The organism is Bradyrhizobium sp. 44 (assembly GCF_023073095.1).
In the GTDB taxonomy this organism is placed as follows: domain Bacteria; phylum Pseudomonadota; class Alphaproteobacteria; order Rhizobiales; family Xanthobacteraceae; genus Bradyrhizobium.
This window is the reverse complement of record NZ_JADPIY010000016.1, coordinates 782,547-805,833: the sequence shown is the minus strand read 5'-3', so window position 1 is coordinate 805,833 and position 23,287 is coordinate 782,547. Positions and strand designations below refer to the sequence as shown.

General features: G+C 63.3%; 21 protein-coding genes. 10 read left to right on the top strand and 11 right to left on the bottom strand.

Annotation, left to right across the window (positions count from 1 at the left end; translation table 11 throughout):
* Positions 1 to 10: 10 nt before the first annotated feature.
* Both IVB41_RS20345 and IVB41_RS20340 read right to left on the bottom strand, forming a co-directional pair.
* Positions 11 to 214: a hypothetical protein gene (locus IVB41_RS20345; RefSeq protein WP_018456356.1), complete on the bottom strand. Its 204-nt coding sequence runs from the start codon at positions 212 to 214 to the stop codon at positions 11 to 13.
* Positions 215 to 346: 132 nt separating this feature from the next.
* Positions 347 to 1,024, bottom strand: a complete 678-nt coding sequence (locus IVB41_RS20340; RefSeq protein ID WP_247434243.1) for a nitroreductase — start codon at positions 1,022 to 1,024, stop codon at positions 347 to 349.
* A gap of 128 nt (positions 1,025 to 1,152) precedes the next feature.
* Here IVB41_RS20340 and IVB41_RS20335 point away from each other — a divergent pair, with 128 nt between their 5' ends.
* The gene (locus IVB41_RS20335) at positions 1,153 to 2,115 is read left to right on the top strand and encodes an alpha/beta hydrolase (protein ID WP_247434876.1); all 963 of its coding nucleotides are present in this window, start codon (positions 1,153 to 1,155) and stop codon (positions 2,113 to 2,115) included.
* Between the two features lie 46 nt (positions 2,116 to 2,161).
* On the opposite strand, the gene IVB41_RS20330 is transcribed toward IVB41_RS20335, so the two are convergent.
* Positions 2,162 to 2,533 carry a nuclear transport factor 2 family protein gene (locus IVB41_RS20330; RefSeq protein WP_247286317.1) on the bottom strand — a complete coding sequence of 124 codons (372 nt, stop codon included), beginning with the start codon at positions 2,531 to 2,533 and terminating at the stop codon, positions 2,162 to 2,164.
* Positions 2,534 to 2,634: 101 nt separating this feature from the next.
* On the opposite strand from IVB41_RS20330, the gene IVB41_RS20325 reads away from it, so the two are divergent.
* Positions 2,635 to 3,198: a TetR/AcrR family transcriptional regulator gene (locus IVB41_RS20325; RefSeq protein ID WP_027569750.1), complete on the top strand. Its 564-nt coding sequence runs from the start codon at positions 2,635 to 2,637 to the stop codon at positions 3,196 to 3,198.
* A gap of 15 nt (positions 3,199 to 3,213) precedes the next feature.
* Here the strand turns inward: IVB41_RS20325 and IVB41_RS20320 are convergent, their stop codons facing one another.
* Positions 3,214 to 3,678: a cupin domain-containing protein gene (locus IVB41_RS20320; protein ID WP_247408510.1), complete on the bottom strand. Its 465-nt coding sequence runs from the start codon at positions 3,676 to 3,678 to the stop codon at positions 3,214 to 3,216.
* A 204-nt stretch (positions 3,679 to 3,882) separates the two neighbouring features.
* Between IVB41_RS20320 and IVB41_RS20315 the strand changes: the two genes are divergently transcribed.
* Both IVB41_RS20315 and IVB41_RS20310 read left to right on the top strand, forming a co-directional pair.
* Positions 3,883 to 4,131, top strand: coding sequence for a hypothetical protein (locus IVB41_RS20315; RefSeq protein WP_035962662.1), 249 nt, complete (start codon positions 3,883 to 3,885; stop codon positions 4,129 to 4,131).
* A gap of 286 nt (positions 4,132 to 4,417) precedes the next feature.
* Positions 4,418 to 5,470 carry a type II asparaginase gene (locus IVB41_RS20310; protein WP_051462938.1) on the top strand — a complete coding sequence of 351 codons (1,053 nt, stop codon included), beginning with the start codon at positions 4,418 to 4,420 and terminating at the stop codon, positions 5,468 to 5,470.
* Positions 5,471 to 5,484: 14 nt separating this feature from the next.
* Here IVB41_RS20310 and IVB41_RS20305 read toward each other — a convergent pair whose 3' ends face one another.
* Positions 5,485 to 6,360 (bottom strand): MBL fold metallo-hydrolase, encoded by an 876-nt coding sequence (locus IVB41_RS20305; RefSeq protein WP_247434240.1) that lies wholly within the window; start codon positions 6,358 to 6,360, stop codon positions 5,485 to 5,487.
* A gap of 149 nt (positions 6,361 to 6,509) precedes the next feature.
* On the opposite strand from IVB41_RS20305, the gene IVB41_RS20300 reads away from it, so the two are divergent.
* On the top strand, positions 6,510 to 7,499 hold the full coding sequence (locus IVB41_RS20300; RefSeq protein WP_407062489.1) for a glycerophosphodiester phosphodiesterase family protein: 990 nt from the start codon (positions 6,510 to 6,512) through the stop codon (positions 7,497 to 7,499).
* Here the strand turns inward: IVB41_RS20300 and IVB41_RS20295 are convergent.
* A complete protein-coding gene (locus tag IVB41_RS20295; RefSeq protein ID WP_247434237.1) occupies positions 7,496 to 9,118 on the bottom strand; it encodes an ABC-F family ATP-binding cassette domain-containing protein in 1,623 nt (540 codons plus the stop codon). The genes IVB41_RS20300 and IVB41_RS20295 overlap by 4 nt on opposite strands.
* Positions 9,119 to 9,239: 121 nt before the next feature.
* The gene (locus IVB41_RS20290) at positions 9,240 to 10,847 is read right to left on the bottom strand and encodes a multicopper oxidase family protein (RefSeq protein ID WP_247434234.1); all 1,608 of its coding nucleotides are present in this window, start codon (positions 10,845 to 10,847) and stop codon (positions 9,240 to 9,242) included.
* Positions 10,848 to 11,082: 235 nt separating this feature from the next.
* On the opposite strand from IVB41_RS20290, the gene IVB41_RS20285 reads away from it, so the two are divergent.
* Genes IVB41_RS20285 through IVB41_RS20275 form a run of 3 tightly spaced genes read left to right on the top strand, consistent with a single transcriptional unit; the run spans position 11,083 to position 15,001 of the window.
* Positions 11,083 to 13,854, top strand: a complete 2,772-nt coding sequence (locus tag IVB41_RS20285; protein WP_247434231.1) for a xanthine dehydrogenase family protein molybdopterin-binding subunit — start codon at positions 11,083 to 11,085, stop codon at positions 13,852 to 13,854.
* A complete protein-coding gene (locus IVB41_RS20280) occupies positions 13,851 to 14,375 on the top strand; it encodes a (2Fe-2S)-binding protein (protein WP_247408502.1) in 525 nt (174 codons plus the stop codon). The genes IVB41_RS20285 and IVB41_RS20280 overlap by 4 nt, the downstream gene beginning before the upstream one ends.
* Before the next feature lie 8 nt (positions 14,376 to 14,383).
* Positions 14,384 to 15,001 (top strand): Isoquinoline 1-oxidoreductase subunit, encoded by a 618-nt coding sequence (locus tag IVB41_RS20275; protein ID WP_247434227.1) that lies wholly within the window; start codon positions 14,384 to 14,386, stop codon positions 14,999 to 15,001.
* A gap of 1,062 nt (positions 15,002 to 16,063) precedes the next feature.
* Here IVB41_RS20275 and IVB41_RS20270 read toward each other — a convergent pair.
* Both IVB41_RS20270 and IVB41_RS20265 read right to left on the bottom strand, forming a co-directional pair.
* Positions 16,064 to 17,047, bottom strand: a complete 984-nt coding sequence (locus tag IVB41_RS20270; protein WP_247434224.1) for a dienelactone hydrolase family protein — start codon at positions 17,045 to 17,047, stop codon at positions 16,064 to 16,066.
* 391 nt (positions 17,048 to 17,438) lie between these two features.
* Positions 17,439 to 19,217 carry an adenylate/guanylate cyclase domain-containing protein gene (locus IVB41_RS20265; protein ID WP_247434219.1) on the bottom strand — a complete coding sequence of 593 codons (1,779 nt, stop codon included), beginning with the start codon at positions 19,215 to 19,217 and terminating at the stop codon, positions 17,439 to 17,441.
* 402 nt (positions 19,218 to 19,619) lie between these two features.
* On the opposite strand from IVB41_RS20265, the gene IVB41_RS20260 reads away from it, so the two are divergent.
* On the top strand, positions 19,620 to 20,624 hold the full coding sequence (locus IVB41_RS20260) for a hypothetical protein (protein WP_247434216.1): 1,005 nt from the start codon (positions 19,620 to 19,622) through the stop codon (positions 20,622 to 20,624).
* Positions 20,625 to 20,836: 212 nt separating this feature from the next.
* Here the strand turns inward: IVB41_RS20260 and IVB41_RS20255 are convergent, their stop codons facing one another.
* Entirely contained in the window at positions 20,837 to 21,541 is a 705-nt protein-coding gene (locus tag IVB41_RS20255) for a GrlR family regulatory protein (RefSeq protein ID WP_247286332.1), read from the bottom strand.
* A 337-nt stretch (positions 21,542 to 21,878) separates the two neighbouring features.
* Here IVB41_RS20255 and IVB41_RS20250 point away from each other — a divergent pair, with 337 nt between their 5' ends.
* Positions 21,879 to 22,328 (top strand): hypothetical protein, encoded by a 450-nt coding sequence (locus IVB41_RS20250; RefSeq protein WP_247434214.1) that lies wholly within the window; start codon positions 21,879 to 21,881, stop codon positions 22,326 to 22,328.
* A gap of 105 nt (positions 22,329 to 22,433) precedes the next feature.
* On the opposite strand, the gene IVB41_RS20245 is transcribed toward IVB41_RS20250, so the two are convergent.
* Positions 22,434 to 23,255 (bottom strand): tetratricopeptide repeat protein, encoded by an 822-nt coding sequence (locus IVB41_RS20245; protein ID WP_247434874.1) that lies wholly within the window; start codon positions 23,253 to 23,255, stop codon positions 22,434 to 22,436.
* Positions 23,256 to 23,287: the final 32 nt, after the last annotated feature.

The following is a 23,287-nucleotide window of genomic DNA, read 5'->3' as shown; positions in this document are numbered from 1 at the left end:
CGACCCCGGTCTAGTGCGCGGCGCGATGTCTGGTGCGGCGCGGAACGGTCCGGCACGCGAGCCCTTCGGCCAGCAGCTTCATGTCCTCGTGCCGGCCGCTGCGGATCAGCCGGCCGAACTCTTCGGGTGTGAAAGGAAGACTTGGATCATCATCGATCGGACGCCGCACTCGCGGGCCGAAGAACCGTCGAACCAGGCTAGCGAGCCGCCGCATGTCAATTCCCTCGCGCCAGCATCAAACCTTTCAGTCCGTACATTGTTCCTCCTGCACGATCGAGATTGCAAGAGGCCGCCAAGCGGTCCGCACCAAAAAAATTCGGCGAGAGAATAATCTCCTCTGCCTGCGCTACTCGGCGAATCCGACGTAGCGCACGAAATCGTCGTTGCCCTCGCGATCGGAGCGAACGGCGTTCGCGGCAAAGTTGTCGTCGGGATAGCCCATCGCGACGCAGGTCATGATCACCTCGTCCTCCGGAATGTTCGCGACCTCGCGCACGATGTCGGAGCGCATGATGCCCTGCCCGTTGATCACCGAACCGAGCCCGCGGTCCCAGGCCGCGAGCACGATGCCGTAGCAGAGCGCGCCCAGGTCGAAATGGCAGACCGCGCCGGGATCGAGCACGCGGTCATAGGTCAAGACCAGCGACACCGGCGCGTCGAACTGGCGGAAGCCGCGCAGCACCCAGTCCTGGCGCATCGGCTTGTCGTCGCGCGCGATTCCCATCGCGCCGAGCAATTTCTTGGCGACGTCGACTTGCCGCGTCCGGTGCACGCCCTGGTATTCGCCGTGGCTGACGATGTCGCGCTTGACCTTGGCGCCGGCAACCATCTCCTCCATGTTGCGTCGGCGCAGCTGTTCCAGCGGACTGCCTGTGAGCACGTGGACATGCCAGGGCTGGGTGTTCATCGACGACGGCGCACGTTTGGCGGTGTCGATGATCGCCTCGATCACCGCGCGCGGCACCGGCTCGTTCCTGAAGCCGCGCACGCTGCGGCGCGACTGGACCAGCGTTTCGAATTCCACCTCAAGACCTCCCTGCCCGTTCATTCCCCGGCATTGCCACATGCGAGCGGTTGCCGACGCGGCGCGCCATATCTATGCTAACCCGCAAGCAAGACCAAGAACCCTGTGAGGATCCCATGAAAGCCAACATGGCCGCACCGCTCGATCCCGTCATCGCCCAGATCATTCCGCTGCTGCCGATGCGCGATGCCACGACGATGACGCCACAGAGCGCCCGCGATTCCTTGCGCGCACTGGCTGCCTCGCGCGCGGCCATACCGCCGCCACCCGTCGACATTATCGCGGATATCAAGGTGAAAGGCGGCGCCGGACCGCTCGATGCACGTGTCTACCGGGTCGGCACCACGCCCGCACCGACCGTTGTGTTCTTCCATGGTGGCGGCTGGGTCGCGGGCGACCTCGAGACCCACGACCGGCAGGCCCGCAACCTTGCGATCGAGACCGGCGCCGTCGTCGTCTCCGTCGACTATCGCCGCCCGCCCGAAACGCGCTTTCCCGGCGCGTTCGAGGACGCCTTTGCCGCGGTCAGCGACGTGTTTGGCCGCGTCGCGGAATTTGGCGGCGATGCAAAACGCCTCGGTGTTGCCGGCGACAGCGCCGGCGGCAATCTCGCCGCCACCACCGCGATCGCCTGCCGCGACGCCGGCATCAAGCTCGCCGCGCAACTCCTGGTCTACCCCGTGACCGACGTCCTCGGGAGTTATGCGGACGCGCGCGAGAACGCACGCTTCCCCTCGCGCGCCGAGAATGCCGAGGGCTACTTTCTTTCACGCGCCGTGATGGAGTGGTTTTGCGGCCATTATCTCGCCGATCCCTCGCACGCGACCGACTGGCGCGTTTCACCGCTGCGCGCGAATTCGCTTGCCGGCGTCGCGCCCGCGATCGTCACCACCGCCTGGTTCGATCCCCTGCGCGACGAGGGCACAGCCTATGCGCACGCGCTGGAAGCCGCCGGTGTGCCGGTAAAGCACCATGAAGGCCCCGGCCTGATCCACGGCTATTTCGGCCTCGGCGATGCCTCCGAGGTGGCGCGCGCGGAAGCGCAGCGCGCACGCGCGGACTTCAAGGCGCTTCTCGCGCGCGGCGCCTGAGGGCGATATCGGGAGCGGCAGGATCGGCCGCCACGCCGGCCGGCGTTCAGGCCTTGGCAGCGGGCACCTCGAAGAAGCCCGTCGCCTGAACGAGCCGGCCGTCGCCGCCGAAGCGGCCGAAACTCTCACCCGTGACGAACACGCGACCGGCGCCATCATACATAGTCCAGCGAAAAAGCCCCTGCTCGTGGTGTTCGAGGAAGCTGTCATTCCTGAAATGCGCGCCAGGAAACTTGAGCTGGGTTTGACCGATGCGCGCCATCAAGGCGTCGCGTCCCTCAATCTGAGAGCCCGGATCGGTATACACGCAGTCCGCGGCGACGCTTTGCTCGAGCAGCCGACGCCGCTCGTCCTCGTCGACGGGTCCCCACGCCGCCTGATAGGTGTTCCAGGTCTTCAGTCGCGCTTCATCGTTCATCTCGCAGAACCTCTCATGGCTTCATGCCGTTTCCGTCAAATTGACAATTCTTGTTCTTTTGTCAATATGACGGAGGTTCAATTCCGACGCCGGTGAGGCTCATGGCTCGTTCCAGCATTTCGAAAGAGGAGCTCGCGATCGAGGCTGCGACGGAGGTCTTCTCCCGCTACGGCCATGCCCGTACGACGATGGGCGATATCGCCGCCAAGGCGGGCATGTCGCGGCCGGCGCTCTATTTGCTCTTCCCCGACAAGGATGCCGTGTTCGCGGCGGTGATCCAGAGAATGGACGAGCAGAAGCATCGCGACATTAAGGCCGCGATCGCGCGTCTCGACGGTCTCCATGCCAAGCTGCTCCACGCCTGCAAATCCTGGGGATCCCATGGCTTCGACCTGATCGAGGCGCATCCCGATTCAGCAGATCTGTTCGACCTCCGTTTCCCGGCAGTCCGAAACGTCTACGACAACTTCCAGTCTTTGGTCGCCGACCTCATCCGCGATCAGGTGAAGGCCGCTGCGATAGCGGACGAGCCGGAAGTACTGGCGCGATGCCTGGTGTTCGGCATGCGGGGGCTGCGCGAAACCGCCAGGACCGGCAAAGAGATGCGGCGGCTGATCGCCGTTCAGGTCACCATGCTCGTCAGAAGCATCGATGACAGCGTTTGAGCTGCGAACAGCCGCCTATCTCCCCGCCCGTTGCGCGTCGGTGTGCCCCCACGTCTGGTCCCAATCCTGACCGGCGGCATCCACGACGCGGCCGTCGGCTTCGAAGAACTTGTTCGGCACCTGGAAGATCGCCAGGATCAGGGCGCCCTCCGGGCACCAGGCGGCATGCCGGCTGCCCGCCTCGCGCCAGATGAATTCGCCGGCCTTGCAGGCAATCCCCTTGGCCGGCCCCTCGTTGTCGACGAGAGCGCCTTCGATGACATAACTCTGCTCGACCCCGACATGCTCGTGATCGGGCAGCACCGATCCCGGCGCAAAGCGCATCAAGGCCGTCATCAGACCGCTGCTGCGATCGAACAGCAGCGTCTTGGCCTCGCAGCCGGGAAAGCGCGTCTTCTGCCATTCCATCTCTTGCGGCCGAACCAGGTGAGAATGCCGGTCAGAAGCGGCATCCGGCATGTTCGCAATCAGGGTCTCCATCACGATGCTCCCTTCGGCTAAACTCGCCCGAAGCTAGCAGGATCGCCCGTCCCGGTCAGCGAGCAGTGCAGCAGGCCGTCGGCCCCTTCGCACCCGCGCTCGAAAAATCGCCAGGAAGACCGGACGGCAGGCGCTCATCCAGCTTGATTGCGCCACGATTCCCGGCTCCAATCCGCGCGCCATTTCTGGTTTAGGGAGACAATCATGATGAAGCGGATTTTCCTGGCTGCGATCGTTGCCACGTTTGCGGCTGGTTCGGCCTTCGCGGAGGACACCTGCGAAAGCAAGGCCGTCGGGAAGGACGGCAAGGCCCTGGCTGGTGCCGCCAAGACCTCGTTCATGAAGAAGTGCAAGGCCGACGCCTGCGCGCCCAAGGCCGTCAGCGCCGAGGGCAAGCCGCTCGCCGGCGCCGCCAAGAACAGCTTTATGAAGAAGTGCGAAGTCGGCGCCTGACCGCTGCGACTTTGGTGCTCATTTAGCGAGCAACGGTTCCACAAACTCGTCATGCCCGGGCTTGTCCCGGGCATCCACGTTTTTGTCTCTGAATAACAGAGGCAAAGACCGTTTGCCTCTTCTCGCACGCGCCGAGCGCGCAGAGCAAAATCGTCGCCACCCTAGACAGAGTGCCTCGGCTAGCGGAACATGCAGCGCTGAGCGAACCGGGGCGCACCAACGAATCTTCCAGCAAAGGGTGGTCGAGATGTTGCAGTTTCGAGTGCGTGATTACACGATGGCGATAATGAGCGTGCTCTTCGCGTTGCTCATCAGTTTTGACGTCGCGCATGCAAGGGGCCCGGGACTGCCCAACGTCATGGTGCTCGCAACCGGCGGCACGATCGCCGGCAGCGGGGCGAGCAGCACCACCGTGGTCGGCTACACCGCCGCCACGGTTGGCATAGAGACGCTCCTGAACGCCGTCCCCGAGCTGAAAACGGTGGCCAACGTCAAGGGCGAGCAGGTTTTCCAGATCGCCAGCGAGAACATGAACAATGACTACTGGCTCAAGCTCGCCAAGCGCGTCAACACGCTGCTCGCGCAGGACGACGTCGATGGCATTGTGATCACGCACGGGACCGATACGATCGAGGAAACCAGCTATTTCCTGGACCTCGTCGTCAAGAGCAAGAAACCTGTCGTCGTCGTCGGCGCGATGCGGCCGTCGACCGCGATCAGCGCGGATGGGCCAATCAACCTCTTCAATGCGGTGATCCTCGCAGGCAGCGACGAGGCCGTCGGCAAGGGCGTGCTCGTTGCTCTCAACGATCAGATCAACGCGGCTCGCGATGTGACCAAGAACAACACCTCGACGGCAGACACCTTCCGCACGCCTGAACTCGGCTTTCTCGGCTACATGCAGGGCAACAAGCCGTTCTTCTATCGTCAATCGACGCGGCGGCACACCGCGGACTCCGAATTCGACGTCTCCAGCCTCGATGTCCTGCCGCAAGTCGACATTGTCTACGGCTACGCCAACATGAACCGGGTCGCGATCGACGCGTTTGTCGCCGCCGGTGCCAAGGGGATCGTGCATGCCGGCGTCGGTGACGGCAGCCTGGCTCGTCCCGCGGTCGAACCGGCCCTCGACGAGGCCCGCAAGAAGGGCGTCGTGATCGTGCGCAGCAGCCGTGTCGGCAACGGCATCGTCGCACGCAATGGCGAGGCCAAGGATGACGAACACGACTTCGTCGTCTCGGATACGCTCAATCCTCAAAAGGCGCGTATTCTGCTGATGCTGGCGCTAACCAAGACGACCGACACCAAGGAAATCCAGCGGATGTTCTTCACTTACTAGACCGTCCGGTCGCCCTACTCCCGCTTGAAACGGTAGTCGAAGGCGGCGCCGAACGGCTTGATCAGCCCGACCGTCGGCGCCGGAAAATGGATCGGCAGGATCAGCGTGTCGGTGTCGACGACGGAAGCAAAAAACTTCCGCCGCGACACCGCCGACTGCTTCGCATCCCAATCCGGCTTGGCCGACCAGTCCGGCTCGCGGCACTGGATCTGGTGATGCATGAGATCGCCGGCCACCACCGCGCGCTGGCCCTTCGAGAAGATGTTCACGCAGCAATGGCAGGGCGAATGCCCCGGCGTCGGCGTCAGCGTGACGGTGTCGTCGAGCGCGTAATCGTCATCGACCAGCAGCGCTTGGCCTGCCTCGACGATCGGCAGGCAATTGTCGCGAAACACGGTGCCGGGCGGGTTGCTGCCCTTGGCGTGCTCGGCCTCCCAGGCCGCATATTCCCCCTTGTGGAAGACGTATTTCGCATTCGGAAAAGTCGGCACCCAGCGTCCGTCGCGCAAGGTCGTATTCCAGCCGGTATGGTCGATATGAAGATGCGTGCAGAAGACGTAATCGATCTGCTCGAAGCCGATGCCGAGCGCGAACAGCTCGTTGCGCCAGCGCGCCTTGCCCGGAAAATCGAACGGCGGCGGATGGCCCTTGTCCTCGCCGGTGCAGGTATCGACCAGGATGGTGTAGCGCGGCGTGCGCACCACGAAGGTCTGATAGGTGATCACCATCATGCCGCGCGCGGCGTCGAACACCTCCGGCTCCATCGTCGGCAGATGGTGCTTGAACACACCCTCGTCATAGGCCGGGAAAAAATCCTGCGGCCGCCGCCACGGCCCCTCCCGCTCGATCACCGCATCGATGGTGATGTCGCCGATCCGCAGCTGCTTCATGCGCGTTCCACCCCAGCTTTTAAAGCAGCGTAGCGGGCGGCATCGGACCGTTCAAGCCGGAAGGCGCAGAGCCGTCCCCTTGCGCGATGATTGCCGCAAATCAACCCCAAACGCCGCCGACGGTGATCACGGAATTGGGGGAAGAATCGGTGGGCACGAAACTGAGAGTCGCGACGGCAGCCATGATCGCCGTCGCCGCGGGCGTCTACGTCAACAACACGAGTCTGCTGGCGCCTCATCGTAACGGCAAGCCGGTGCTACTCGCCCATCGCGGCATGGCGCAGCGCTTCGATGAGCGCGATGTGAAGAACGACACCTGCACCGCCGCGCAAATGTTGCCGGCGACACACGACTATCTGGAGAACACTGTTCGCTCGATGCGGGCAAGCTTCGACGCCGGCGCGGATGTGGTCGAGCTCGACGTGCACCCGACCACCGACGGCGAGTTTGCCGTCTTCCACGACTGGACGCTCGATTGCCGCACCGACGGCCACGGCGTGACGCGCGAGCAAAGCATGGCGAGGCTGAAGCTGCTCGACATCGGCTATGGTTACACCGCCGACGGCGGCAAGACATTTCCGTTTCGCGGCAAAGGCATCGGGATGATGCCGAAATTGTCGGAAGTGTTCGCCGCCTTCCCTGACAGGAAGCTGCTCATCAACGTGAAGAGCCGCGACGCATACGAAGGCGAGAAACTTGCCACGGTGTTGAACGCGCTGCCGGCCGAGCGCCGCCGGACGATCATGGTTTATGGCGGCGACGAGCCCATCGACATGATCCGTCGCCTTACCCCGGAAGTTCGCACGATCTCGCGCGCGGCAATCCGAAGCTGCCTGATCGGCTATATCGGCTACGGCTGGACCGGCTTGGTGCCGGCAGCCTGTCGGAACGCGATGGTGCTGGTGCCGATCAATATCGCGCCCTTTCTATGGGGCTGGCCTGACCGCTTCCTCGCGCGCATGGAGGGCGCGAACAGCGCAGTGTTCGTGCTCGGTCCCTACAGTGGAGGCGAGTTCTCCACCGGCATCGATACGCCCGAGCTCTTTGCCCGGCTCCCGCAAGGCTATTCCGGCGGGATCTGGACCAACGAGATCGAGGCAATCGCCACGATCGCGGGCAAGGGCAAGAGCAAGAACTAGCTCCGCAACCCCGGCGCTTCCTGCCCCGTGCGCGCGACATATTCGGTGTAGCCGCCGCCGAACTGATGGATGCCCTCGGGCGTCAGCTCCAGCACGCGGTTCGACAGGACGCTGAGAAAATGCCGGTCATGCGAGACGAACAGCATGGTGCCCTCGAAATCCGACAGCGCTGTGATCAGCATCTCATTGGTGGCGAGGTCGAGATGGTTGGTCGGCTCGTCCAGCACCAGGAAGTTCGGCGGATCGAACAGCATCTTCGCCATCACCAGGCGCGCCTTCTCGCCGCCTGAGAGCACGCGGCAGCGCTTCTCGACGTCGTCGCCGGAGAAGCCGAAGCAGCCGGCGAGCGCGCGCAGGGAGCCCTGCCCTGCGGTCGGAAACGCGTATTCGAGTGACTCGAACACCGTCTGCTCGCCGTCGAGCAGGTCCATCGCGTGCTGGGCGAAATAACCCATCTTGACGCTGCCGCCGACCGCGACCGTGCCCTCGTCCGGCTCGCTCGCACCGGCGACGAGCTTGAGCAGCGTCGATTTGCCGGCGCCGTTGACGCCCATCACGCACCAGCGTTCGCGGCGGCGGATCATGAAATCGAGCCCGTCATAGATGCGCTTGCTGCCGTAGCCCTTGAACACCTTCTTGAGCGCAACGACGTCCTCGCCCGACCGCGGCGCCGGCGGAAAGTCGAATGCCACCGTCTGGCGGCGGCGCGGCGGCTCGACCCGCTCGATCTTGTCGAGCTTCTTCACCCGGCTCTGGACCTGAGCCGCATGCGACGCGCGCGCCTTGAAACGCTCGATGAACTTGATCTCCTTGGCGAGCATGGCCTGCTGGCGCTCGAACTGCGCCTGCTGCTGCTTCTCGCTCAGCGCCCGCTGCTGCTCGTAGAACTCGTAATTGCCGGCGTAGGTGGTGAGCGATCCGGAATCGATCTCGACCACTTTGGAGATCACGCGGTTGATGAACTCGCGATCGTGCGAGGTCATCAGCAACGTGCCTTCGTAATCGTGCAAGAACTTCTCGAGCCAGATCAGGCTTTCGAGATCGAGATGGTTGCTCGGCTCGTCGAGCAGCATGACGTCGGGCCGCATCAAGAGGATGCGGGCGAGCGCCACGCGCATCTTCCAGCCGCCGGAGAGCTTGCCGACGTCGCCGTCCATCATCTCCTGGCTGAAGCCGAGGCCGGACAGCGCCTCGCGCGCGCGGCCGTCGAGCGCATAGCCGTCGAGCTCCTCGAACGCGTGCTGCACCTCGCCGTAGCGCGCGATGATCTCGTCCATCTGGTCGGCCTTGTCGGGATCGGCCATCGCGGTCTCGAGCTCGCGCAGCTCGGCCGCCACCGCACTCACGGGTCCCGCCCCGTCCATGACCTCGGCCACGGCGCTGCGGCCGGCCATCTCGCCGACGTCCTGGTTGAAATAGCCGATGGTGATGCCGCGGTCGGTCGAGACCTGCCCCTCGTCGGGCAGTTCCTCGCCGGCGATCATCCGGAATAGCGTGGTCTTGCCCGCACCGTTCGGGCCAACGAGGCCGATCTTCTCGCCCTTGTTGAGGGCGGCGGAGGCTTCGATGAACAGGATCTGGTGGCCGGCTTGCTTGCTGACGTTGTCGAGGCGGATCATGGGGTCTTTTGGGGGGATTGTTGCGTTGCAGCGTCATAGGCCATGCGGGCCGCCAGGGGAAGCCCGGCCGGACCCGGATCAGCCCCGGGCGCCGCCGAATTCGCGCAATTCGACCCGCAGCTTAGGCCTTGTAGACCTCCACGGTCTGCATCATGCCCATCTCCTCATGGTTCATCATGTGGCAGTGGAGCATGTAGACGCCGGTGAAATCGATGAAGCGCGAGCGGAACACGACCTGGCCGCCCTTGCGCTCCACGATCACGGAATCCCGCCATTCCGGCACCGCCAGCGCCTTGCCATTGGCCGAGATCACCTGGAACGGGTTGGTATGGATGTGGAACACGTGGTCGTCATGCTCATGGGTGTTGACGATGGTCCACTCCTCGACCGCACCCAGCTTGACCCGCTGATCGATACGGCTGGGGTCGAACTTCTTGCCGTCGACGAAGAACTCGAATTCCTGCCAATGGCCGGCGGCATCGGCCTCCGGCGCGGTCGCCGACAGCACCACCTTGCGACGGTTGGTGATCTCGGAATCCTTGATGGTCGCGAGCGGCGCCGGCGGCAGGGCCCGCGGCAGCTTCATGTCCATCGGCGCGCCTGAGACCACAACCCGCGCCAGCGGTCCCACTGGCGAAGGATGGCCCTGGTCGTACTGCGCCGCGTTGAAGGCATAGGTGCCGGGGCTCCCTGCTTTCACCAGAATGTCCGCGCGCTGGCCGGGCGCGATCAGGACCTGCTTGAGCGGCTGCATGGCGCCGAGCTGGATGCCGTCATAGGCGATCGCTTGCAGATCGTGCTTCTCCAGGTCGAGCAGCATGTCGTCCTGATAGGCGGCATTGAGGATGCGCCAGCGCTGCACCTCGCCGGGCCGCATCTCGATCATTGGCCGGCGCTGGCCGTTAATGGCGAGAAAGCGCGTCGCAGTCTCGGGAAACAGCGTCTCGAAATTCTCGACCATGCCGCTGGCATCGTAGACCACCTGGGTCAGCACCATGAGGCGTTCGCGGGCGGTCGCGATCTCTGGAATTTCGGCGAAATCGCCCTCGATGACGACGGCGCCGACCATGCCGGAGGACATCTGGATGTCGGCGCTGCCGTGGTGATGCGGGTGATACCAGTAGGTGCCCCTGGTGTGATCGGCCGGCAGGGTGATTTCGACGTTGTAGCTGCGGCCCGGAGCCATCGAGCGCATGACGTTGTCGGAAATCCCGCTTGGGCTGGTATGCGCGCCGTGGAAATGGAAATTGGTGTTGTTGAACTGGTGCGGATGACTGATGTCGGCCGGCAATCCATCGCGGTTCGGCGGCAAATCGTTGATCATCTTGATGCGCAGGGTATCGCCGGGCTTCATGCGCAAGGTCGGGCCGGGGCTGCCGCCCTCATAGGACCTGACATAGAGCCGGACGCCGCCGATCTGGCGATAGGCATAGCCGACGCGCAAGGTCGTGCTCAGCACGCCATTGACGGACCGCCGCACCTCGGGCTCGAGCAGCGGCTGGTCCATGGCGGGAACGGGCGTATCAGCGATCATTCCCATGGTCGGCGACATGTCCGCGGTGTGGGACCTGCCTGCATGGTCGTGCACGGCGTGCTGGGCATTCGCTGCACCTGCGAACAGCGACAAAGCGCCCGCTTTGAGACCGCAATCCAGCAATTGGCGGCGCGACAATTTCGTCGTGCCCATGGTGCTGGTGACTGAAGACGCACCGTTCGGATCGTGCTGCATTTGAATCGCGCCCCCTGTTGCCGGACCGTCTTCCGTTCGATTCGATTTCAAAGCAAGCACGAAACCACAATTCGATCTGCGAGCGCACGACATTCAGCGGTTGTAAACCTTCTCACCCGTTCTATCGTCGCATGATGCATCGTGACGGATTCGCGCTGGCGCTGACCTATGCCCTCCGGACATCGCATGCTGGCCGCATCCCGATGTTCTCGAAACTCTGTACAAGGATATGATCATGGGGCCTTCGCGACGTGAGTTCGTGAAGTGGTTGTCGGCGGGAGGCATCTCGGTCAGCCTGTCACATCTGGCGTCCGCGACGGGCGTGCCCTTCGCGGCGCACGAGACGCTGCCCGGACGCGGCAAGTTCAATCCGGCGGCAACGGGCGCCGGCCGTGTCGACGGCGTCGCCAAGGTCACCGGCGCAAAGCTCTACGCTTCCGACTTCCGCGCCAACGATCTGCAGGGCTGGCCACAGACCACCTCGCGCGCGATCCTGGTCCGCGCCAACGACGCCACGCATGTCTATACCGGACTGGACCTCGCCCGCCTCGGCGGCGCGCTCAAGCCGTCGGTGGTGGTGACAGCCGCCGATCTCGACCGGATCGGGACGCAGGTGCCGGAATTCTATGCGGGCGACCTGTTCTGTCCGATCGGCAAGACGCCGCTTTATCTGGGACAGCCGGTCGCGCTTTTGATCTTCGAAAAGTTCGACGCCTTCGACCAGGCGCGTCTCGCGCTGCGCGACGGCACGTTCGTCCAATTCGGCGAGGAGACCGGGCCTGTCGTCGTCCCCGATTACGGGGCCTTCCGCTTCACCCGCGTGGCAGGTCCCCCGCCTGACAAGCCGGATGTCTATTCGCCGCTCCAGGCCGGCTGGGTCTCGCCCAAGAAGGTGCAGAGCGCGGCGCTACCGGTGTGGTCGCCGCTCGCGAAGGACATGCCGGCGGATTACGCCAAGGCGGCGAGACATGGCGAGCAGATCCGCGCCGAGCTTGCAGCGAATGACGCCTCGATGCTGGTGCTCGACCGCGAGTTCGAGACGCAATCGGTCGACCCGATGTTCCTCGAGCCGGAATGCGGGCTCGCCTGGTACGAGGGCAAGGGCGGCAATCTCGAACTGCTGCTTGGCGTCCAGTCGCCCTACGAGGCGGCGGAGTCGATCGCGCATCTGTTCGGCAAGGCGCGCGCGCCCTACAAGCCGGCGCACATCAACGCGCAATTCGCCCATGTCGGCGGCGGCTTTGGTGGCCGCGATCACACGCCCTTCATTCTCTATGTTGCGCTCGCGGCGGTCTGCTTTCCCGGCAAGCCGGTGCGGCTGGCGCATGACCGCTACCAGCAATTTCAGGCCGGCATCAAACGCCACGCGATCAAGATGCGCTCGCGCATCGGCATCGATCGCGCGACCGGCAAGATCAAGGGGTTCGCCGCCGATCACGTGCTCGACGGCGGCGGGCTCGCCCATTTCTCGGCCAGCGTCGCAATCGTCGCGGCCACCGGCGCGATCGGCATCTACGACATTCCGAAGGTCGACGTCAGGACCGTCGCGGTGCACTCGCGCGGCGTGAGCGCAGGCTCGATGCGCGGCTATGGCATCCTGCAAGCCATGACAGCGCTGGAGGTCCTGATCGACGAAGCCGCGTCCGAGCTCAAGCGCGATCCGATCGATTTCCGGCGGCGTAACGCGCTGCCGCAGAACGGTCGGACCATGACGGGCAATCCCTACATCGTCTCGGTGCGCACGCCCGAAATCCTCGACAAGCTCGAGAAGCATCCGATCTGGCAGCAGCGGGCGCAGTTCAAGCAGACCTCGTCGGATCGGCTGGTCGGCACCGGCGTTGCCTGCGTGACGAAAGACTATGGCTCCGGTGCGGACGGCTCGCTCGGACGCGTTGAGCTTGGACCTGACGGCAGGATCGTCATCTATTGCGATCATGTCGAGATGGGCAACGGCATCGGGACGGCGCTGGCCAACCGGGTCGCCGGCCATCTCGGCGCCATCGCCGATGAGGTCTCGGTCGCCCGCGTCGACAGCTATGACGTACTCGGGCTGGTCACATCCGGCGATCCCTCCACCATGGACCAGAAGACCCAGGATGCCGCGGAGAAGAACCCGCGCTGGGTGCCCGCGATCAGCTCGCCAACGAGCTCCTCGATCGGCGCGCATGTCGGCACGCATTCCGCCGCGGAAGCCGCCCGCGTGATTTTCCGCTTCGGCCTGTGGCCCGCGGCGCTTGAGCTGTGGCGGATCGCAAAGACCGATCCGCGCGCGGGGCAATGGGCCAGCGCAAGCTGGCAGAACGGCCAGCTCACCATGCCCGGCCTCGAACCGCTCGCCCTCCCTGCGCTCGCGGCGGCAGCTCACGCGCGCGGCTTCGTCACCGGTGCGGTTGCGCACAGCTTCTCGCGCTGGGCGTGGTCGCGGGCACGCTTCCCGCTGTCCGGCGAGCAATACCGCGCCGAGATCGACGCGCTGGCGATCCGCAAAGGCAACGGCAAGTTCGAGCGGATCAACCGCACCAGCGTCAAGTTTCCGCCGACCGACAACAACCGGATCGGCACCGCCTACACCTCGATGTGCGGCACGGTCGTCCGCGTCGAGATCGAGCGCGCAACCGGCGCGCTTCGCATCGCCAAGGCCTATAGCGTTTTCGAATGCGGCACCGCGCTGGTGCCCGAGGTGGTGATGGGCCAGGCCCAGGGCGGCTTCGCCATGGGCGTCGGCTACGCGCTGCTCGAAACCCTGCCCCCGTTCGAGGGCGGCCCCGGCAACGGCGAATGGAATCTCGGGCGCTATCTGGTCGCACGCGGCTCCGACCTGCCGCTCCGCGATCTCGAGATCGAGATGCTGAAGCCGCTAGTACCAGACGAAGCGCCGAAGGGCATGGCGGAGGTCGTGATGATCCCGATCGTGCCGGCGCTGATCAACGCCATCCACGACGCCACCGGCCATCGCTTCCGCGCGCTGCCGGTCACCGCAAGCCTATTGAAGGGAGTGCTCGCGTGACGACCCTCAGCCTCACCATCAACGGCCAGAAGCACGGTCCGATGGACGTCCGCGACGATCTCTCGATGAACGATTTTCTGCGCGAGATGCTGGGCATGACCGGCACCAAGTTCGGCTGCGGCGCCGCGCAATGCCTGAGCTGCGCCGTCATCGTCGACGCGCCCGACGGCACCAGCACCACCAGCCCGACCTGCGTCGCGCCCGCCATGAATTTCGACGGCAAATCGATCCGCACCGTCGAGGGGCACGCGAGGGACGGCGAGCTCTCGACCCTGCAAAAGGCGTTCATCGCGCATTTCGCCTTTCAGTGCGGCTATTGCACCGCGGGCTTCCTCAATGAGGGCCAGGTCTTGCTGGAGCGCCTGTCGCGGGCACCGGTCGCGCGCGAGGCGCTGGAGCAGACCATCGCGGATGCGCTCGACGGTCATCTCTGTCGCTGCACCGGCTACGTCAAATATCACGAGGCGGTGCGCGACGTGATCCTCGCCGACTCGAAGCGCTACCTCATGGCCACCAAGTGACACGCAGCATGATCTCCGACGTGCGGTTCAAGATGATTGCCGTGGTCGCCGCACTCGCCGGCAGTCTCAGTGCGGGCTACGCGGCGTCGGAGACGGCAAGCCACGCCCTCGCCTCGCCCGAGAGCTTCGCCGCGATCGGCGACACAGAGAAGCGTTCGGCCGCAATCTTCACCGAGCTCGGCAAGGTGCTGACGAATCCGCGCTGCACCAATTGTCATCCGGCCGGCGACAGGCCGCGCCAGGGCGACAATGCCCGTCTGCATCAGCCGCCGGTCACGCGCGGCGCTGACAGCCATGGGCTCGAGGCGATGCGCTGCAACACCTGTCACCAGAAGGCCAATTTCGAGCCCGGCCGCATGCCCGGCCATCCCGACTGGCATCTGGCGCCGCGCGAGATGGCCTGGGAGGGCAAGACCGTCGGCGAGATCTGCGAGCAGATCAGGGATCCCGCGCGCAATGGCGGGCGCAAGGTGGAAGACCTGATCGACCATATCGGCAAGGACACCCTCGTCGGGTGGGCCTGGAAGCCCGGCTTCGGCCGCTCACCCGTGCCGGGCACGCAAGAGCAGGCCGGCGCGCTGGTCGAAGCCTGGGTAAAGACCGGAGCGGCCTGCCCGGCGCCGTGACGACGTCGAAGCGCTCCGTTCCGCCAACGGTTCAGTCGAATTTGTCGTTCACGCCGAGCGTTATCATGTCATGGCGCTGCTTGCCGATCGTTGGTCACGTTGGCGCTCGTAGACTTGCCGAGGACAGCCAATTCTCGATTCGATGCGCACTTTCAGTTAGTCCCGCCGCGCGGATCATGGCCTCTCGAAGGGGGCCATGGGGCAACCTGTTTGCATCGTCCTTGAGGCGGTTGGCCTCGAGCATAAGCCTATTCTGCAACGACAATTTGGGTTGTTCGGTTTTGGTGCGCATGGTGCTCTCCGGGTAGGAGGCGGGAGCGCGATACTCTCAGTCACCGATAGATGCCGATGGCGGGGCGGTGATCGGATGAGTCTACGCCCTATCTGTGGGTTAAGCCAGTGATGCCCTGGACGAGGTAGGCGATTGCGACAAAGCAAAGCAGGCCGGTGCTGAAATCAAACCGGGCACTGGGGCGGGAAACAGGCCGGCGCCGGATCGGGGCCGAAATAGGCCGCTCGGAGTTTCAAAATGCTCCCTAAACGAAAACGCCACCAAGCCCAATAATGCTCAGTGGCGCCACGTTGGAACTGGAAACTGCAATCCTCCAGTGGACATTGGTCGGGACCGCCGGCGTGTAGGTTCAAGGCGGCCTTACTGTTGCTCGGGTTTGCAATGGAAAGCGGCCTTCTTGGCGGGCGCAGCTTCTATCAATTCAGCTATGCCATCGAGCGTAATCCGGTCGTTGATACGCGATGCCATGGACTTGTACCGCGCAATGCGCTGGTCGATCTCGTCACATTTCTCACACATAGCTCACCGCGACTGTGAAAGGCGGGAGCGTGCAGGACTCTCTGTCACCGATAAAAGCCAAGGGACCGGGTGGCGATCACGAGACTCTAAACCACATACTCGGTTCCAGATACAGGAACGAATTTAGCGCACTTCTAAATCAACTTGGGCCGGTAGCGTGGGAGTCAAGCTCAACGAGGCAACCTTAGAAGTGATCGCGAGCCCGGAATTTGCAGGTCATGGTCCGGTTTGTCGCGCTGAAAGATCGGCTGCTAGCGGCTCTCGCCCTGGCGAACGAGAGTTTCACGAAAGAAATTGACGATGCTGGCATTGAACTCTCGATGGAATGCCGTCCTGTCGAAACCTGGCGGATCAGCACAGAAGCGAGGAAGCTTCTCCGCGAACTGTGCCGAGCACGGCGACAGGAAAGCAAAATGACCGGCAGGCACCACGCGCACTTCCTTTTTGCCGGGCAGCGACTCAGCAACGAGCGCTGAGTTTTTCGGGTCTACGCCTGCGCCCCCAAACTCCGATCGCCACATCAGCAGCGGGATTTTTATGTCGGCCAAGCGGTCGGCGGGAAAGGCAAAGTTAATTGCCGTATCGGCGAGCACTGCGGCTCGGATCCGAGGCTCGTGAGGCAAGCTGCTTGGTATGTCGCCGCTACGGAGTTGCTCGCATGCCCGCGTTCGGTTCGCATCCGAGCAGAAAAGCGCAAATCTCCGGAGATCGGGATTGCCGCCCGCCAAAACCAATCCGGTATAGGCGCCGAGCGAAAACCCAAAGAAGCCGATCCTGGAGGAATCAATCGCAGCCCGGTCTTTCCAATCATTCAAGATGAAATCGAGCAGTCGGATAATGCTGGCGGGCCGGGATGCCAAAATGGAAAGGCTGTCTCGTTGCGAGGAATCGTTTCCATTGTCCCCCGGAAGGTTGATCGAAGCGACGACAAATCCGGCGCTCGCCAGGGCCTGCACCGTGTCATCATGTTGTCCGAACCAGCCCCCGCGTCCGTGTGAGACAATCACGAGCGGCAATTTCGTTCCTGTGACGGGACAGTCCTTCGTACCTTCAATCGATTTAATGAATTGGACAGTGAGTTGGCCGAGGGGCACTCGTTGCGCCGCTGCTGCGCAAGGATACCATATAGCGCCGGCCAAACTTGGATCGGTATCCAGAAGCTGAACACCGGCAGCCTGCGCAGACGAGACCAAACAGCCGAGTACGGCGGCATAGATACAATACAATCTGACCATCGGCGCCCCCATTTCGCCAGCGAACTATCGGATCAAACTTGGCCGAACTGTGTTGCCGCATTGACTGCCGCTATCGGCAAGCAGCCCTCGCGCAGCTTGCACATCGGGTCACATACCGAAAGCGGCCGTAGCGAGGTTCTGAGCTAAGGTCCGTCATGGGCCCATGAGCGGACTCATGAACCGCAGCAAACAACCCTCACTCGACCACCTCCTCGGCGAGCAATTGCATTGCATTTGGACGCTCAAACTGAGCCATGGCATACTTAGATTGATGACCAGCTCGAATTTTGCTCGTCTTTGTACGAGATCGGCCGGCTTCTCACCGTTCAGAATGCGCCCGACGTAGAGCCCGGCTTGGCGGTCTCGACGAGATTGGGATCGCTCGTGAGCTTCACTGCGGGAGCCCAGCCTTGCGCAAACCATCCGCCAATTTGGCGAGGTCTTGGGGCCGGCGATACGGGATCTGATCCTTGAGATTGGAAATGCGCAGGCTCGGCTCGAGTTCGCGCAAGCGGGCCACCGAGGTCTCCGGTCGTTCGAGCAGTTCGGCCATCGCGGCGCTGGCCACGATCATCCGTGCGGCTGGAAGGTACTCCGCACGCTCCCGCAGCGCCTTTTCCACGCACGCCAGCGCATCCTCGTAGCGGCCTAAAGAGAAATGCGCATACGCGCCGGCGCTCTGCCAAGCGAACATCAGCGGATCGCCTGGGCTCAATTGCATGGCGCGCTTGAGGTGCTCGATCGCGAGGTCGGGCTCCCCGCGGAAAACCCTGATCCAGCCGCTAAGGCCCCAGGCCCCGGCATAGTTTGGATTAAGCTCAAGCGCCCGGTCGATTGCAGCTCCACCAACATCGAGACCACCTTCGAGGTAGGCGATAGCAAATCCGGCCATTGTAAGAGTTGGAGGATCGTTTCTGCCGAGCTCGAGCCCGCGTCGAGCGAGCCGCGCACCCTCGGCCGTCTCCAAGCCGGGGTCCGTGAGCCAGCCGAAAGACTTGCTCCAAGTGTAGCACTGCGACGCCAAGACATAGGCGACGCCCAAACTTGGGTCGAGTTGCAGCGCGTATCGAAATAGCCGCAGTGCCTCCTCGTTGCCGGCCCTGCTCCAGGTGCGCTGGCTGGCAAATCCTTTGGCGATATAGTCGTAAGGACTAGCGGCCGGCGTGCGCTTGATACGTTCGATCTCCGCTTCTATCACGGTCGGCTCGATTGCACCCACGACGCTCGCTGTAACCTTGTCCTGCAGAGCGAAGACATCTTCGAGGCCGCCATCGAAGTGATCGGCCCATAGATGCACCCCCGAAATCGAATCGATGAGCTGCCCGGTGATGCGGACGCGATTCCCGGCTTTGCGGACGCTGCCTTCCAACACATAGCGCACACCAAGGTCGCGTCCAATTTGCTTCACGTCGACCCTTCGCCCCCTGAAGACGAGGCTCGAATTGCGCGCGACAACCGACAGCCAGCGCATGCGCGACAGACCCGTGATAATTTCCTCCACAATCCCGTCGGTGAAATGTTCCTGCCCGGGCTCGTCGCTCATGTTGTGGAACGGCAGCACCGCGATGGAGGGTTTATCAGGGAATGCGAGTTGAGCCGTAGTGATCGCAGCTTTTGTGGGCTCTGCTGGGTGAGCGTGGTCTCCCAACCGCGAGCGCCAAGCCCGCATCGGGTCGGCGATGTTCTTCAAGCTTCGGGAACCCATGTCATCGAAGGTGATACCAACCTTGCCGCGGATTTGACGTTGCGCGTCGTCGGAGATGCAAATGCCGCCCGGCTCCGCGATTCCTTCAAGGCGCACCGCGATATTCACTGCATCACCAAAGATGTCGTTTTCGTCGACGATTATATCGCCGACGTGAATGCCGATGCGGAGCTCGATCCGCTTATCCTGCGGCACATCGACATTTTGTTCGGCCAAGCCTCGCTGAATTTCGTCGGCAGATTGGACGGCGTCGACCACGCTGGCGAACTCAACGAGGACGCCGTCCCCTGTATTCTTGACCACACGTCCGTGATGTTCAGCGATTTTGAGATCCAAAAGCGTCTTCCTAAGAGCTTTCAGCTGCGCCAACGTGCCTGCTTCGTCGATCCCTATCAAGCGGCAAGAACCCGCGACATCCGCCGCCAGAATAGCCGCCAATCGCCGCTCTACGGGCTCGCTGCTCATGATGCACCCGGGGCTCGGGAAAGTTCAATGTTCATATAGCAGAATTTTGGGCCCATGTCCGGCTATGGGCATGTCGGAAACGGGCCCAGAAGCAGACCTCGTGGGAACAAGTCCCAAGGTCAGCTGTGGGCCACTTCCACACCTCGCCAATGGGTATAGGATCAGCGTCCACCCTGAGAACGGCAAATGGCCCGAACAGCATCCTTCGTATGGATTCTAACGACTTTCATAATCATTGTGGTCGCCACTCCACGACGGGCTCTAGCAACACCAGAAGCGTCTGCATGCGGGTATCTCGCTGGTCTAATCGATAAGGCACCGCCGGGGCCACTGTTCTTGCCCAGCTATCCGACCGTGGACTCAGGGCCTCTGCATGGAGCCGCATACCTTTATGATAATGCGGTGGCCGCCATCGCATTGGTCGGTTGCGGTGAGCAAGATAAAGCACGTCGGATCGGCGCGGCGGTTCTCTGGGCCATCGACAACGACCGGACCTGGAATGATGGGCGGCTCCGGAACGCTTACGCCGCGGGTGTGGTGGCAAATGGCCCTGTCAAACTTCCGGGGTGGTGGGACAGCACGCAAAACAAGTGGTTAGAGGATCGATATCAGGTGGGCAGCGATAACGGTAACATCGCGTGGGCCATGTTGGCGTTGCTGTCGATTGATGATGTGAACACCGGCTCTCGATTCCGCGATGGTGCAGCAAGGCTTGGCACCTGGGTCGCGCAATGGGCCGACAGGCGCGGGACTGGCGGTTTCACGGGCGGTACGTTTGGGCACGAACCGACGCCCGAGTTGCGGACATGGAAATCGACTGAACACAACACTGACCTCGCCGCCGCGTTTGGCCTTCTTGCAACCCGTACAGGCGATCCGCACTGGAGTGACCTGGCAAAAGCTGCTGAGCTCTTCGTCGACACGATGTGGGATCCGGCATGCGGCTGTTTCGCCGCAGGCACCGCCGAAGATGGCGTCACGCGCAATCCGATTTTGGCCCTTGATGCTCAAGTCTGGCCTTTAACGGCGCTCCCCGGAGCGGCCATGAGATTTGCATCGGCCATTAATACCGCCGACCAGCGGATGAAGGTCAACGAGGGCTTTTCTTACGGAGAAGACCGAGACGGTGTGTGGACCGAAGGGACAAGCCAAATGGCTCTCTTGCTGAAATTGCTCGGCAGGACTGCGGAGGCAAAATCGTTGGTCGCTGTCATCGAATCCCAGAGGTCGCCGGATGGCGGGTTCTACGCCACAAGTGTTGGAGCGCTACCGACCGGGTTCATGCTGGATACCGATCCGGCCAAGCCACGACTCTATTTCCGATTGCCACACCTAGGAGCTGCTTCGTGGGCTGCTCTTGCAGAACAGGGGTTCAATCCCTTTACGGCGACAAAAGGACTTCCGTAGTTGAACCACAGCGGCGCCCGTCCAGGTCCGAATTGGGTCAAAATACGAAGAACTCAACGTGAGCAAATCTGGTCCGCCATGCCTCGGTGAGCAGACCTCAATGAAGCGGGTCGCTACTCCGCTGATGGGTCCCTTGAAGACCTCGTCCTCAGTGGCACGTCAGGCCTGCTTTACCCCCGCAAGCGGACACCCCGGACCTTTGAATAACCGTCCTACGCCCTTCGCATCAGCTTGAGCGATGCTGCCAGCCGCAAGCTGCGCTTGCCGGCAAGTGCGATGCCTTCGAGCTCGCCGCTGTCCGTTGTGCAGGTGCCGGAGAAACCGATCCCGACCTCATAGCCGCCGAACACGGGGTTCTCGCCTTTCGCCGGCGTGTGCTCCTGGTTGAGGATTTCGCCCTTCCAGCGGCCGTCGGCCGAGGAATAGGAGCCGAGATAGTAGAAGAACGCATCGCCGCCCAGGATGCGACCGTCCATCAGCAGCATGACGCCGGAGAGCCCGGCATCGACGCCGTCGAGCGCGCGCAGGTGGATCGCATAGAGCCCGTTCACCACCCCGCCCGGACCAATCGTCCCCTGCGGCGGCAACCCCTCGTCATCGAGCCGGGTGAGATTGGCCCAGAAACCGGCGCCCGGCATCGTGTCCGCGCTGCCCGCGAGACGGATCTGGTTGCCAACGAGCCGGCCGCGCGCGCCGATCGAGGCGACGTCGGCCCCCATCAGCGGCTTGTAGTTGGGATCGTCGTTATGCCGTTCGGTGATGACTTCGGCGATGATCTCGCCGTCGCGCTCGAAATAGCTTCCGAGATGCGCGAATGCCGAATTGCCGCCCAGCAGCTTGCCGTCATGCATGCACATGATGCTGCGGCCGAAGGCATCGTTGACCCCGTATTCAACCTTGTAGAGTCCGTCCAGCAACGCAATTGACCCGGAATATCAGAAGGAAAGCACGCGCTACCTAGCACCGCCATCGCACCAAGACCATCGGGCTTTTTCGCGCAGGGGCATTCGCGAAGCCACACCCTGCCATGATGCCATCATGCGCCTGTTTTGCCCGACGGCGCAATAAATTTCGGCAATTCCGCAGGAGGCGATTCACACCATTTGCGGACCTGCGATTTCAAACACTTGGCTACTGTGCATGGGGTTGTTTTTCGAGTTTTTTGTTTGGCCGGTCGCGAGCCGCCCTTACGCACTCCCCCAAGCCGGCTTCGAACCCGCCGGTTGAGGCGCGCGACAAACCGGCATGGATCACATGGAGCCATCAGCCGAGGCGCAGATCGCAACCTTCATCGCAAGCGCGGCGAAGCAGCCGCTGCTCGATGCCGCGTTCGAGCTTTGGCGCCGACGCACCCAGCTGGATTCGGTCGAGGGGCGCCCGACCGCCGAAGAGGTCCGCGTCAACCGCACCCTCACGCCGGAGCAGATCAGCGCGAAATACCGCTGGGATCGCGACCACGCCCATGAGGGACCGATGTTCGGTTATCTGAAGCGTGCTCATCCCGGCGCCGGTGACGATGCGATCAGGCAGGCCATCATCACCGCCGTCAGGTTCGAGGACGCGACCTTCACGCATTTCAGCTGGGATGGCGATTTCTGGGACTGCGTCGTCCGCGCGGTGGCGAAGGCCTCCGCGCAATATCCCGATTTTCTCGAGACGACCTATCGCGACGCCCGCAACAACGTCGCCTACTGCTACAAATGAGCTACAGCATGATCCGGACCCGCAGGGCCGCGTTGGCGCAAAGTGCGCAGCGGTTTTCCGAAGAGATCATGCTCCCAAATAAATCCAAAGCGCGTTCAACGCGCTTTAGAAGCACAGCGTGGTGACGAGCTTGCCCTGCTTGTCCTTGATCGCATAGGGACAGCGCAGCCGCTCCAGCGCCTGCTTGGCATCCGCATCGCCGAGCGCTGCGGCGCGCTCGTAATAGGATTTCGCGGCGTCCTTGTCCTTTGGCCCGCCGCGGCCTTCCTGTGCGAAGGCACCCATCCGCTCCAGCGCGCCGGGATGGTTTTGCGCGGCCGCCTTCTCGAACAGCGCGCGCGCCGCGGCGTCGTCCTTCGCCCCGCCGGTACCTTCGGAGAGCATCACGCCGAGCTGGTACTGCGCCTCGGCATTGGTCTCGGCGGCCCTGCCGAGCAATGCGCGCGCCTGTGCGGGATCGGCCGGCGCGGCACCGCCGGTACCACTGAGCGCGGCGAGATTGCTGATGCCGCGGGGATTGCCGGCCTGCGCCGCCTTCTCGAACAATTTGCGCGCCTGCGCTTCATCCCTGGCGACATTGGAGCCGGTACCGTAGGCCACACCGAGCTCGACCATCGCCGCACTCGATCCCTTGTCGGCGGCCTTGCGCCAGGCTGCCATCGCTTCCGCCGTCTGCCTGTTGGCCGCATAGGCGCGGCCGAGCGCGAACATCGCGCGCCGCGACGACGGCGCGGCCTGCTTGCAGAATTTGATGGCGGTCGCGACGTCGGCGGCCGCAATCTCCGTCACGCCTCTCATATCGGCCGGCTTGTCGGGATCGCTGGGGTCGGCGGCGACCCGGTCGCACAGGACGAGATCGGCCGATTGCGCATGCGCCGACAACGGCGCCGCAAGCGTGAGGAGGATGGCAACGAGGAAAGTCCGCACGGACGCCAGGTTGCGTCGTGGCCCCGGCAAAT

Excerpts from the sequence above, each read along its gene's own strand:
- IVB41_RS20345 (WP_018456356.1), bottom strand. The coding sequence starts at position 214 with ATGCGGCGGCTCGCTAGCCTGGTTCGACGGTTCTTCGGCCCGCGAGTG.
- IVB41_RS20335 (WP_247434876.1), top strand. The coding sequence starts at position 1,153 with ATGGCCGCACCGCTCGATCCCGTCATCGCCCAGATCATTCCGCTGCTG.
- IVB41_RS20330 (WP_247286317.1), bottom strand. The coding sequence starts at position 2,533 with ATGAACGATGAAGCGCGACTGAAGACCTGGAACACCTATCAGGCGGCG.
- IVB41_RS20325 (WP_027569750.1), top strand. The coding sequence starts at position 2,635 with ATGGCTCGTTCCAGCATTTCGAAAGAGGAGCTCGCGATCGAGGCTGCG.
- IVB41_RS20320 (WP_247408510.1), bottom strand. The coding sequence starts at position 3,678 with ATGGAGACCCTGATTGCGAACATGCCGGATGCCGCTTCTGACCGGCAT.
- IVB41_RS20315 (WP_035962662.1), top strand. The coding sequence starts at position 3,883 with ATGATGAAGCGGATTTTCCTGGCTGCGATCGTTGCCACGTTTGCGGCT.
- IVB41_RS20310 (WP_051462938.1), top strand. The coding sequence starts at position 4,418 with ATGAGCGTGCTCTTCGCGTTGCTCATCAGTTTTGACGTCGCGCATGCA.
- IVB41_RS20305 (WP_247434240.1), bottom strand. The coding sequence starts at position 6,360 with ATGAAGCAGCTGCGGATCGGCGACATCACCATCGATGCGGTGATCGAG.
- IVB41_RS20295 (WP_247434237.1), bottom strand. The coding sequence starts at position 9,118 with ATGATCCGCCTCGACAACGTCAGCAAGCAAGCCGGCCACCAGATCCTG.
- IVB41_RS20290 (WP_247434234.1), bottom strand. The coding sequence starts at position 10,847 with ATGCAGCACGATCCGAACGGTGCGTCTTCAGTCACCAGCACCATGGGC.
- IVB41_RS20285 (WP_247434231.1), top strand. The coding sequence starts at position 11,083 with ATGGGGCCTTCGCGACGTGAGTTCGTGAAGTGGTTGTCGGCGGGAGGC.
- IVB41_RS20275 (WP_247434227.1), top strand. The coding sequence starts at position 14,384 with ATGATCTCCGACGTGCGGTTCAAGATGATTGCCGTGGTCGCCGCACTC.
- IVB41_RS20270 (WP_247434224.1), bottom strand. The coding sequence starts at position 17,047 with ATGGTCAGATTGTATTGTATCTATGCCGCCGTACTCGGCTGTTTGGTC.
- IVB41_RS20265 (WP_247434219.1), bottom strand. The coding sequence starts at position 19,217 with ATGAGCAGCGAGCCCGTAGAGCGGCGATTGGCGGCTATTCTGGCGGCG.
- IVB41_RS20250 (WP_247434214.1), top strand. The coding sequence starts at position 21,879 with ATGGAGCCATCAGCCGAGGCGCAGATCGCAACCTTCATCGCAAGCGCG.